This is a genomic window from Pseudoalteromonas sp. SR41-8, from assembly GCF_014163915.1.
In the GTDB taxonomy this organism is placed as follows: domain Bacteria; phylum Pseudomonadota; class Gammaproteobacteria; order Enterobacterales; family Alteromonadaceae; genus Pseudoalteromonas; species Pseudoalteromonas rhizosphaerae.
On the sequence record NZ_JACJEE010000001.1, the window covers coordinates 314,988 to 327,131 of the forward strand.

A 12,144-nucleotide genomic window follows, 5' to 3' on the forward strand; every position below is an offset into this window, starting at 1 on the left:
GTTAAAAGACATCCACTACTTTTAAAAATTAAAATGACACCCAAGTTCAATACAGTTACATGAGTTTTTATGTGTCTAATGATATTAAAAAACTCTTCTCAGAATAGTAAATGTTCATTTTGGGGCGAGTATAGCAAATAACTGGCAGCACAAGCTTCAGCCTTGAGCTGATAAAAAGTAAAGAGTTGTTTTATATGGTATTACGCTAATAGTTTTTCGCAATTTTTGAGGTTACTTCGTCGTTTAAAGTGTTGGTGTTTACAATACCGGTCAATTGCATCTGGTTTACCAACAGCACCATGAAAGACTTTAGTAAACTTACTGGTGATTTTTAGCCAGTTTTCAGGGCATATGTTTAGTTGCTCTAGTAGCGGTGGCAAAGAATGATCTATATAACCTGTTTTATCTGTTCTTATGCAGCGCCCTGTTTTATCAACAAGGTTTAGGTAAGAGTTCAGTTCAAAAGGCAAACCATTTACAGTGTGTTTTGTCGTTAAACCTGCAAAGCGAAATAAGGACCTAGGTTGTTTGGCATTTTGTGCTGCTGCAATACGTTTTTTAATACTTGTATAATTTGAGTTTTCAGGTGATGAAGCGGTTCCAGCACGGATTGGGTTTAGATCGACATAGGCCATACAAGCCACTAGTGCTGACTCATCAAGTAAAGCTTGAGATTTAAAGCGTCCCTCCCAAAATCTACCTTTACAATTATCTTCTTTATTAGCTTTGCGAGCAATGTACTCATTAAGTGATCGCATAAACCAGCTAATGTCCATTAGCCTTGAACGATATTCTCCAATGCTAGACTTTACTAATTGCAGTTCGACAGTAGAGAGCACCTCATTTTTCACAAAGCGTTGAGTTAATAAAGTACCTTTAAATGCTTTGTGCCAGCGTAAAGCAATGGCTTTATCATTTAGGCGGTTAGCTTTATTATTATCTACATGAAGGATGATATGTGTATGATTACTCATCACAGCATAGGCGCATACATCAATACAAAATATTGAAGCGAGCATTATAATTTTATCTTCAACCCATTCTCTGCGGTGCTCATACGATTGGCCCGTATGCTTGTCTATGCCACATAAATAAGCTTTTCTTACGCAACGAGATATACAGTGATAGTAGCGAGTATCACTTAGGCTAATTTGTCTTTTTCGAGCGATTGCCATAAAACCTCCAATGTTGTGTTTCTATAAAAATACTAGTCACTTTATATAGGACTGCAACTTTATGATGGGTTTGAATTGGAATCAGTTGTTGAATTTAGATTTAAATGGGTGTCATGTAAGTTTATATAGGATTGTAACTTTATGATGGGTTTGAATTGGAATAAGTTGCTGAATTTAGATTTAAGTGGGTGTCATATAAGTTTTTACTTTATATAGGACTGCAACTTTATAATGGGATTGAATTGGAATCAGTTGCTGAATTTAGATTTAAATGGGTGTCATGTAAGTTTATGTATTGAATTTAGATTTAAGTGGGTGTCATGTAAGTTTTTTACTGAATTTAGATTTAAGTGGGTGTCATGTAAGTTTTTTATCATTATGCGACTTGTAATAAGGTGTAATGTTTTATTTCATGTCGACGTTTACGCTTATAGGGCTGTTAATCCTAGCAGCGTAAACGTCACAGGAACTCGACAATGATTACTTCAAAACTTTTATTTGTGGTTTTACTTGGTACGGCATCGATTGCGCATGCTGGTACGCAGTACACAACACAACCTGCAAGCAATATTACGACAACATCGGCGCAGTTAAATGGTTATTCGGCATCTACTATTGGCTTAAGTGGTGAAATAATTGATTATGGTGAAACCACAAACTATGGCTTTAGTGTTTTAGTCACACCCGCAGGAGTTAATGGCCCTGTGAGTGCGCAAGTAGCTAATTTAGATTGTGGAACGCAGTATCATTTTCGGTTTCATGGTGATCCAAAACCGCCCAGATCAACACTGCAAGGTGAAGATCTCACTTTTACCACGCTACCATGTAACCCCACTATATTAAACAATATCTCCCTAGAAACAGGTGGCCAATATTACGTTGTGGCTGAGAATAATGGGGGGGATACAGTGAATGCAAATCGTCTTGCAATTGGTCCATGGGAGCAATTTAATTTAATAGATATTAATGGCGGTGATTTGCTAAGTGGTGATGAAATACATATCCAAACAACATCAGGATACTATTTTGTGGCAGAGCAAGGTGGTGGGGCTGCACTTAATGCAAACCGAACTGCGGCATCAATATGGGAAACGTTCACTATAGAATTACCAAATAACCCTGGTGCATTAATTCAAAATGGTGACAACATCGCGCTTAAATCGATTAATGGTTATTACGTACAAGCGGTCAATAATGGTGGTTTTGGAACCAATGTTCTGCCTACAGTTATAGGTTGTAATGCAATGTATCCTTGCTCATTAGAAATGTTTAAAATAATATTTTAAGTGTGGGTCGCAATTACCAAAACAGTCTATTGTAAGGTAGTTGCGACTTTCAATATAGTACGTTGCACTTGCTGCTGAGGTTTACTCCATAGCGCAGTGTTAACAACCGTATCAAAGTATGATATTTAATTATTCAAAGTATATATGACACTCTTAACAATCATTTTCAAAGCTCAGCTGCACTATTTAACGAGGTTTTTTAGCATAGGGTAGACGCGTTATAGCGTGTGTTTTGTGATAACTATCTAAGCCGCTAATGGTGACGGTGTTGATTGACTCTAAATCGATAAAACCATCCTCTAAAATTGCTGAGTCTTCAACATGTAAGTCTATAATCTCACCGATTACTAACTCAGTGCCATTTACGGCAAGGTGTTGATGCTCAACAAATTTAACTGCATACTTTAAACGGCTTTGAGCAACAAACGGAGCCGAAAAATTAGCCAGATACTCGGTTGTAAGGCCTGTAGCATCAAATTCAGATTCATTTTTATCGTAACGGGCAGAAGTCTGGTGAGCTTGTTCCACAATCTCGCTATTCACTTGGTTAATAGTGTAAACACCGGTTGCTAAAATATTCTCGAAAGTATGACGAGGTACACTATGTGGGCGCATAATCATACCTACAAGCGGTGGATGCGCGCCAAGGTGAATAACCGAACTTACAATTGCTAAGTTGGTGTTGCCTGCACTATCTTGAGTACCAATTAAGTTGGCACTTTTAAAACCAGATAGTGAGTTTATTAAATGCGTACGGTAGTGTTTATCTAACTGACTAATGGCGTCTGTTGTAAAGTGCATGGTTTATCCTTACCAGTGTATGTGCTCACCTTGCCAATCAATGTAGGCGGGTTGACCTACCTCAGTGAGCTGTTCAGGTTGTTGTAAAAGAGTATAAAGTTGTGATGCTACAAACTCAGGTGTAAAGAGCTTACCTGCGGGTACATTTTTTTGAAACGGCTTAGATAAATTAGTATCTGTTGTGCCCGGATGAAAAAGAATTAAACGTGTTTGTTTTGCGCGTCGTTGCAGTTCAATAGCTGCTGTTTTGAATAACATATTAAGTGCTGCTTTTGAGGCGCGGTAGCTGTACCAGCCGCCTAAGTTATTGTCTGTAATACTACCTACTCGCGCACTTAAGGCCGTTATGGTACAAGGTGTTTTGTGGCTAAGTAGCGGCGCGATTGCTTGCAGGCACAAAATAGGAGTCAATGTATTGGTGTTGAGTAAGGTATTGAAATAATGCTCATCGATATCGTCGAGTTTTTTTTCAGGCAAAGATTGCGCATAATGTAGCTGGCCGTTAAAAATAACTACCTGAGTTGGGTATATTGCGCGCTCTTTAAGTAAGTTTGTTAATTCACTTAAGCGTGCTTTGGAATAGTCACAAACAAACTGCTCAACAACAATACCGACAGCGGATGTGTCAATAGAGCTGCGACTTACACAAAAAACCATAGCCTGTGGATCGTGTTTGGCAATTTCTTTTAGATACGCATTTGCAATTTCACTTCTTGCACCGAAGATAATATAAGCGTTAGTCATTATTTTATCCCACAACTTGATTGACAGAAAATGCGTGTGATCTGTCTGCGGTACTTAGCAAACAGGCGATAACCTAAATCGGCAATAAAGCGTATTATGGGTAATTGTAGCAGCTTTAGCCATGAATGACGGCCAACCGTTTGCCATGCTTCAAATGTGACATCTAATCCGTAAATCATTTCACCGTTATCACGCTGGCCATGCAAAAACGCCATGGCATCGTGGCGTTTTATGTTTATAAAGCGCTGCTCAAAATCATCTTTATTTATATCTTCGAGTATTATTTTGTTGTGTGTGTCAGCACGCTTAAGTGAATCCATTTCTTTAACACAAAGCGGGCAATTACCATCGTAAAAAATAATCATAGTTACTCAAAATTCATCGATTCATTATGTCTTGTTACGAAATAGAATAAGCCTTGGATCTGTTAAATTATCCATTTGGATGATATTAATAGAGTCTTACAAATATAAAGGTAAGCAAAGTGTCGATTTTTTACCGCATTTTACACTCCACACTTAAAAATCGAACACGGCTTATTATTAGTACCTTTATGGTATAAACATCAACAATGGAGTATCAGGAATGAGTGAACAATATGCCGCCTTGCGTGGGAACGTTAATTTATTGGGGCAATTATTAGGCCAAACAATCAAAGACGCCCAAGGACAAGCGATTTTAGATAAAGTAGAAGAAATTCGAGCTTTAGCTAAGTCATCCCGCACAGGAAACGAGCAAGACCGCCATACCTTAATTAATGTTCTGCATGCTTTAACCGATGAAGAGTTACTGCCAGTGGCACGTGCTTTTAATCACTTTTTGAATCTAGCCAATGTTGCAGAGCAGTTTCATACTATTTCTCGTTTTAATGACGTGGGTTTTTGTCAGCTAAGCCCGTTAACACAAACTTTAAAAGCATTAGCTAGCCACGCACAGCAGGGTAAAATAAATCCCAATGAAATCGCAGAAAGTTTAGCTAAACTGCATATCAATTTAGTTTTAACTGCACACCCAACTGAAGTAACTCGCCGTACAATTATTAACAAACACGTTGAATTAAGTGATTGTTTAGCAGCTCTTGAGCGTACCGATAACCTGCCTTATGAGCGTGAAAATATATTAAACCGTATCGCACAGTTGATCAGCCAAGCATGGCATACAGACGACATCCGTCGTTCACGTCCAACCCCAATTGATGAAGCGAAATGGGGTTTTGCAGTTATCGAAAATAGCCTTTGGCACGCCGTTCCGCGTTTTTTACGAGACTTTAATAAAGAAGTAAAAGAGCACCTTGATTTAGAGTTACCAAACGATTACAGCCCCGTTGAATTTACCTCATGGATGGGGGGCGATCGCGATGGCAATCCATTTGTAACAGCATTAGTGACGCAGCAAGTGCTGGATCATGGGCGCTGGATGGCACTTGATTTATACAGTCGCGATATCGACACTTTAAGCACTGAGCTTTCTATGTCACAAGCCAGTGATGAGCTAGTCGAGCTCGCTGGACAAGATTTTGAACCGTATCGTGCGGTATTAAAAGTACTCAAAGCGCAAGTGAGTGAAACCGTTGCTCATCTTGGCGCTAAAATTATGAATAAGCGCACCGATGCACAAGACATCGTTACTGACATTGAGCAGTTAAAGCAGCCGCTTGAGGCATGCTACCGTTCTTTGCTTAAGAGTAACATTGCGGTGGTAGCCAATGGCTTATTATTAGATGTGTTACGTCGTATTAATAGCTTTGGTATTCGTTTAGCTAAACTTGATGTGCGCCAAGACTCATCACGCCACAGTCAGGTATTTTCAGAGCTCACTCGTTATTTAGGTTTAGGTGATTACGACCAATGGCAAGAAGAAGATAAGCAGGCATTTTTATTAGCCGAGCTTAACTCTCGTCGCCCGCTTATTCCTAAACATTGGCAACCAAGCGCTGATGTAAAAGAAGTCCTCGACACCTTTGATGTAATCGCCAAGCAAGATGCGTCGACGTTTGGTTTATATATTATTTCAATGGCACGCACAGCCTCTGATGTATTAGCAGTACAACTGCTATTAAAAGAAAGTGGTTGTAGTTTTAAACTGCCTGTTGCGCCATTATTTGAAACCTTAGATGACTTAAATGCAGGCAGCGATGTTATTACTCAATTGCTTGATAATAACTGGTATCGAGGCCAAGCTGAGGGCATACAGAATGTCATGATTGGTTACTCAGATTCAGCCAAAGATGCTGGCATGATGGCTGCCGGATGGGCGCAATACGAGGCAATGGATAAGCTTGTACAATTGGCAGAGCAACGTGGTATTGAGCTGGTATTATTCCATGGCCGTGGTGGTACTGTTGGTCGTGGTGGCGCACCTGCTGCACAAGCCTTACGTTCACAGCCACCAGGTTCACTCAAAGGTGGCCTGCGTGTTACCGAACAAGGGGAGATGATCCGCTTTAAGTTTGGCCTACCTAACGTGGCGCTGGAAAGTCTAAACATCTATGCCGGTGCTGTGCTTGAAAGTAATTTGTTACCACCACCAGAGCCAAAAGATGAATGGCGTGATGTAATGGCGTTGATCAGTGAAAAGTCATGTGAGCATTACCGTAATGTAGTGCGTTTTGATGAAGACTTTGTGCCGTACTTTAGAATGGCAACACCAGAGCAGGAACTATCAAAATTACCGCTTGGTTCGCGTCCAGCAAAGCGTAATCCCAATGGTGGTGTTGAAAGCCTGCGAGCTATCCCGTGGATTTTTGCTTGGAGTCAAAATCGCTTAATGCTACCAGCATGGCTTGGGGCACTAACTGGTTTACAAGCTGCACTTGAAAAACATGGCATAGATACCCTTAATGAAATGAGTCAACGCTGGCCGTTTTTCAGAGCCCGTCTAGAAATGCTTGAAATGGTATTCAGTAAAGCGGACTGTTGGTTAAGTGCGCATTACGACGACGCTTTAGTTGAAGAGCAATACAAACCACTTGGTGAAAAACTGCGTAAAGAGCTCAAGCAGGCCATTTCACTGGTACAATCGTTAAGCCCACAGCAAAGTTTGCTTGCCGATCAACCTTGGATAAAAGAGTCTATTGGTTTGCGTAACCCGTATACGGATCCATTGAATGTGCTTCAAGTTGAGTTGTTAAAACGTTCGCGCGAAGCGGCAGAAGGCAGCTCTGGTGACATTGATAACGCGTTAATGATTACTATGACTGGGATTGCCGCAGGTATGCGTAATACCGGTTGATTATCCAATAATTAAGTGTGGACTTCTTTGCTGTGTTTAGCAGCGAGAGGTCCATTAATTAGTTAATTGAGCACTAACAGTGCGCTGTGCTGGTAAGGTTCGGCGCATATATTACCAAGTAAGTTATATTTATCCGCATTAAACATCTTATTTAATCTTAGTTCAGCTTAGATGTATTGAATACAGTTACTTCCTATCGTTAAGCTGTTTCAGGTTATAACTTAGTTACAACAAGGTATTTTTTGGTATCATTTTAGCAAAAAAAACCATCCTTTATTCTGTATTAACGCTCTGGTCAGACCTGATTTGCTACTAGATATTGACTGTCTGTTTTTTTTATCTAGAATGTCGGCTGTTTTGCCATAATGGTAAGTGTATTAATAATTGAGTAGTAATATGTCAAATGTGTCTACTTGCATCACGTATGATGCATCTACGTCATTAATAATGATGACGCTAAGAGGGACGGCAAGTGCACAGGATGTGATGAACTTTTATCAAATCGCGCAGCAGTACGTATCTATTTACGGCAGTAATAAGTTACTCGTTGATGTGTCTGAATTAACGCATAAATTTCCGGCAAGTGAACTGCTGACTATTATGCCAGCAGTATCTCAGTGGTTAGCTAGTTGCTTTATTGCTCGCGTCGTTAGTTTTGATGGTTTTATGCACGATTTGTTTTTGCAAAAAGCACAACGCTTTGATATAAAGGCAGAAAACTTTGATTGTTTTAACAGCGCGAAAAATTGGTTAGTAAATCAACCTAGCATTTAAGCGTTGAACCTTCTAAACTAGTTAGCCATTAAATCATAAAACTAGTCTATGTCTTCATTAACGCCTACAGTAAGTACTCAAACTAGCTGCGTTTTTAGCTTCAGTGAAAAACAACAGCAGCAGTTATATCTTCACGTAAAACAGCACAAGGGTATTTTAAATACCGCTGATATTACAGCTTTGTGCGCGCAATATAAGCAACCTGTCGAGGTTATACTGCGTGCCTGTTTACCTATTGCTGCAAAATTTGCAGTTGTGCCTATTTCACATTTTTTTGTTGGGGCAATTGTAGTTGGCTACGATAAACATGGTGAGCAACATTTTTATTTTGGGGCGAATGTTGAATTTGCACAACAAGCATTAAGCTTAGTGGTTCATGCTGAGCAATCGGCAATTAACAACGCTTGGCTCAATGGCGCGAAAAAAATAGCTAAAATTGCTATCAGTGATGCGCCATGTGGTTATTGTCGTCAATTTATGAATGAGTTGGCTGATGCGCAGAGCTTTGATATTTTATTACCGCAGCAGCAATTCAAGCTGGCTGATTTGCTCCCTCACTCATTTGGCCCGCAAGATTTAGGTAATTCTTATAGTTTGTTTAACCCTGCTCCACAACAGCATGAATTTGTTGTAACTGATGAACTGGATAAAACGTTGCTAAGTTATGCGTTGGCTGCATATGTACCTTACTCTGAAAATTACAGCGCAGTGAAAATTAGTACTTTCGAAAATGGCAATTTTTATGGTTGTTATGCGGAAAATGCCGCGTATAGCCCGAGCTTATCACCACTGCAAAGTGCGGTGAGTCAATTGCATTTAGCCGGTTTGGCAATGACTAAAGATGTTGTCAAAGGGATTGAGTTACTACAAACGCAGGGCAAGGGAAATCAGTTGAGTGTCAGTCAAGCAGTACTGGCAAGTTACACCGAATTGCCAGTACTACAAAGTATAAGTTTAAATATTAAGCCAACAGCAATTTAGCGGCTTCTAGTACCACGGCGACTGATTTTTTCTCAATCTCGCCGTGATCTACATTGGGGATTTCTTGGCGAGTACGATTAACCAACACACCAGCTACACAGGCTGCTTTTAGCCCCAGTGCTGCACACATTGTAAATAAGGTTGCTGATTCCATTTCATAGTTCATCACGCCCAGCTTTTGCCATTCTTCACAGCTACCTTGAAATGCTTTTGGTACATAACCCGAGTAAGTGTCGTAACGTTCTTGACCTGGGTAAAAAGTATCGCTTGATGCAGTAATACCAATATGAAAATCAATGCCTAAATTACCGCACGCATTTACCATCGCTTGTGTGGCGAAAAAGTCAGACACCGCAGGGTAGTTCAATGGCGCAAAATGTTGGCTCGCACCATCTAAACGCACAGATGCTTGGCTGATTAAAATATCACCTTCATTAATATGAGGTTGAATAGCGCCAGTTGTGCCAATTCGTAAGAATGTTTCAACTCCCAATTGCGCCAGCTCTTCTACTGCAATGGAGGTTGAAGGACCACCAATACCGGTTGAGCAAATAACCACAGAGTTACCGTTAAGTTGACCTAAGTAAGCATGAAATTCTCGGGTTTGGACGAGGCAAGTTGGGTTTTCGAGAAAAGTTGAAATACGTGCTGCACGATCTGGATCGCCCGGTACAATTGCAAGTTTTGCACCGTGTAGATCGTCGCGGGTGAGTCCTAAGTGAAATACCTTTTCCATAGCGGGGCCTTATTTATAACTTTTGTTCTAACGTCAGTTAATAACGCTAATTTATAAAGAGTTGTTGTCAATTTAGCATAATTACTACAATGCATTGCCTTGTACAGGACGGATGTCCGTTATCAAATTTATTCATTCTCTTTGAATATTCAAGCAACTGACTTTAATTTGTGTCATCGCCGGTAGTTGACTTGTATTCATAGACACTATATCAATCCTACTAGGCACTCTATTTTAGTTTATACGTTGTTGGAAGAATAAGTATAACCAATTGTTATTATAGAGATTTATATAGTTATTTAAAATGTAGCTAAAGCGGCGAGAGTAATAAAATTGCGAGTGAAAATCGGCGCGTGAATCTTTTATTAATTTTATTTTCAACAACGCTCTTTTGCATAACTACGCAAAAGCACACAGTAAGGAATTGCAATGAGCACACAATGGCACACATTTAAAAGTAAAGTTGAGCACTGTTTATGTCCGCCGGGCGATGGCGTTTTTACGGTTAATACTGCAAAAGAACGAAAAGCGGCGCTGCGTATGAAACTGTATGGGCAAGAAGATAATGTCGATACGCTATGGCGTGCATCACTCGATACACTTAGTCAAAGTGAGCATAAAGCGGTGACTTTAGGCATTAGCTCTGACTGTGGTGGTGGCATTTTACGCGGCGCCAACTGGGGGCCGTTGTTTTTACGTTCAGCATTGATTGATCAGCAGCCTCAGGCAAAGTCGTTTGATTTAGGTGATGTAAGGGTTATTCCACATTTATTGCATGATAAATATTTAAACGACGCGACTATCAGTAATTGCCAACAGGCATTATATGATAATCCAAGCAGTGAGTATTATGTCAGCCCGTTGTCTATCACTGAAGATGTATGCGATAGCTTTTATGCAACGTTTACTGATAAAGGCATTTTTGGTATTGGTGGTGATCATTCAATTAGTTACCCGTTAACTAAAGCGTATTTGAAGGCAAAGCGTGCGCAAGGTAAACGCACTGCGATTATTCACTTTGATGCGCATACCGATTTACTCGTTGAGCGTTTAGGTATCGATTTATGTTTTGGCTCGTGGTGCACGCATATTTTAGAGTTTTTACCTGCACCACATCATCTGATCCAATTTGGTATTCGTTCAAGCGGTAAGCCAAAAGAACACTGGGAATCTACCTTTGGCGTTAAACAACATTGGGCCCATGAGATCATCGAACGAGGCGCGCCGGCAATTGCCGCAGAAGTAATTGCTCAGCTTAAAGCTGATAATGTTGATGAACTCTACGTCAGCTTTGATATTGACGCCCTCGATGAAGAGTTTGCATCAGCAACAGGCACACCCGAAGGGAACGGTTTAACGCCGCAGCATGCTTTGGATATCTTGGTTGCTTTGGCTGATGAATTTCCGATCACTGGCGCTGATATGATGGAAATTGCCCCATTTACTGACAGTTCACTGATTGGTCAATCGAGTTCAGATACAACGCTTAGAGAAGGTGCAAAAATTTCAGCATTTTTAATTAATGCCATGAACCGCGCATAGTCAATAACAGTTAGTATAAGCAGCATGCTGAGGCATGCTGCTTTTTTAATTCACAAATCAGCTATTTGCCGTTATATTTAATTTACATCAAGAGAGGCTTAAAATAATAATCGGTGGGGTAAGAGTGGCTAAGTGGTGTTATTTTTTATTAATAATCTTAAGTAGTCAAACTGTAGCTAAATTAAACATAGTTACAGAAAACTTTCCGCCTGCTCAATATATTGATGAAAATGAACAGCTTGTTGGCTATATCGCTGATAAAGTTCAAATGGTGTTAGCTTCTTCAACACTCGATTATACAATTTCAGTGCATAGTTGGAGTACTGCATTTAATATGGTACTGCGCGATCCGCAAACGTGCATTTTTTCTATGGCGCGCTCAACTTCTCGTGAAAAGCAATTTATTTGGATTGCAGAATTAGCACAGTTGAACACTTATCTTTATGCTTTGAATTCGAAAAGCATCGTTATCGATTCCCTAGAGCAAGCAAAGCAATACCGAATTGCGGTATTAAAAGATAATTACAGCCATCACTTTTTATTATCACAGGGCTTTGAAGAAGGTGTAAATCTAATGCTGATGAATAGTTTTGATAATATTTTTAAAATAGTTCAAAGCCGTCAAAGCACTATCGATATCGTCGTATTACCTGAACAACGCGTTAAATTTGAACAGTCTAAAAGGCAGGTTACTGACAAGTTAACACCAATTTTAAGACTCAAGATCACGCAACCAGCACTGTATTTTGCTTGTAACAAAGCGCTAGATAAGCCAACTCAAACCAAACTCAGCAACGCATTCAACGCGTATCAGTAAGCTTTTATTGTTAGTAATGTACTGATATTTAATTACTTTTAATATTAATTAAATTTA

General features: G+C 39.8%; 11 protein-coding genes. 6 read left to right on the forward strand and 5 right to left on the reverse strand.

Annotation, left to right across the window (positions count from 1 at the left end; genetic code table 11):
- Positions 1–200 precede the first annotated feature (200 nt).
- Positions 201–1,175, reverse strand: a complete 975-nt coding sequence (locus H5162_RS01335; RefSeq protein WP_182759415.1) for a transposase — start codon at positions 1,173–1,175, stop codon at positions 201–203.
- 476 nt (positions 1,176–1,651) lie between these two features.
- Here H5162_RS01335 and H5162_RS01340 point away from each other — a divergent pair, with 476 nt between their 5' ends.
- Positions 1,652–2,461 (forward strand): peptidase S8, encoded by an 810-nt coding sequence (locus H5162_RS01340; RefSeq protein ID WP_145234434.1) that lies wholly within the window; start codon positions 1,652–1,654, stop codon positions 2,459–2,461.
- Positions 2,462–2,647: 186 nt separating this feature from the next.
- Here the strand turns inward: H5162_RS01340 and H5162_RS01345 are convergent, their stop codons facing one another.
- The 3 genes from H5162_RS01345 to H5162_RS01355 are packed head-to-tail and all read right to left on the reverse strand — an operon-like array spanning position 2,648 to position 4,371.
- Positions 2,648–3,262: a flavin reductase family protein gene (locus tag H5162_RS01345; protein ID WP_145234432.1), complete on the reverse strand. Its 615-nt coding sequence runs from the start codon at positions 3,260–3,262 to the stop codon at positions 2,648–2,650.
- A 9-nt stretch (positions 3,263–3,271) separates the two neighbouring features.
- A complete protein-coding gene (locus H5162_RS01350; RefSeq protein WP_182777429.1) occupies positions 3,272–4,006 on the reverse strand; it encodes an SDR family NAD(P)-dependent oxidoreductase in 735 nt (244 codons plus the stop codon).
- On the reverse strand, positions 4,006–4,371 hold the full coding sequence (locus H5162_RS01355) for a thiol-disulfide oxidoreductase DCC family protein (protein ID WP_182730785.1): 366 nt from the start codon (positions 4,369–4,371) through the stop codon (positions 4,006–4,008). Before H5162_RS01355 ends, H5162_RS01350 begins: the two co-directional genes overlap by 1 nt.
- Positions 4,372–4,591: 220 nt before the next feature.
- On the opposite strand from H5162_RS01355, the gene ppc reads away from it, so the two are divergent.
- The 3 genes from ppc to cdd all read left to right on the forward strand — a co-directional run bounded on the left by ppc (position 4,592) and on the right by cdd (position 8,992).
- Positions 4,592–7,237 carry a phosphoenolpyruvate carboxylase gene (gene ppc, locus H5162_RS01360; protein WP_182777431.1) on the forward strand — a complete coding sequence of 882 codons (2,646 nt, stop codon included), beginning with the start codon at positions 4,592–4,594 and terminating at the stop codon, positions 7,235–7,237.
- 396 nt (positions 7,238–7,633) lie between these two features.
- Positions 7,634–8,011, forward strand: a complete 378-nt coding sequence (locus H5162_RS01365; protein ID WP_145234423.1) for a hypothetical protein — start codon at positions 7,634–7,636, stop codon at positions 8,009–8,011.
- Between the two features lie 48 nt (positions 8,012–8,059).
- Positions 8,060–8,992 carry a cytidine deaminase gene (cdd, locus tag H5162_RS01370; RefSeq protein ID WP_182730784.1) on the forward strand — a complete coding sequence of 311 codons (933 nt, stop codon included), beginning with the start codon at positions 8,060–8,062 and terminating at the stop codon, positions 8,990–8,992.
- Here the strand turns inward: cdd and udp are convergent.
- Positions 8,973–9,728, reverse strand: coding sequence for a uridine phosphorylase (udp, locus tag H5162_RS01375; protein ID WP_149979966.1), 756 nt, complete (start codon positions 9,726–9,728; stop codon positions 8,973–8,975). The genes cdd and udp overlap by 20 nt on opposite strands.
- A 429-nt stretch (positions 9,729–10,157) precedes the next feature.
- On the opposite strand from udp, the gene H5162_RS01380 reads away from it, so the two are divergent.
- Both H5162_RS01380 and H5162_RS01385 read left to right on the forward strand, forming a co-directional pair.
- On the forward strand, positions 10,158–11,270 hold the full coding sequence (locus H5162_RS01380) for an arginase family protein (RefSeq protein ID WP_145234417.1): 1,113 nt from the start codon (positions 10,158–10,160) through the stop codon (positions 11,268–11,270).
- A gap of 124 nt (positions 11,271–11,394) precedes the next feature.
- Entirely contained in the window at positions 11,395–12,087 is a 693-nt protein-coding gene (locus tag H5162_RS01385) for an ABC transporter substrate-binding protein (protein WP_145234415.1), read from the forward strand.
- The last annotated feature ends 57 nt before the right edge of the window (positions 12,088–12,144 follow it).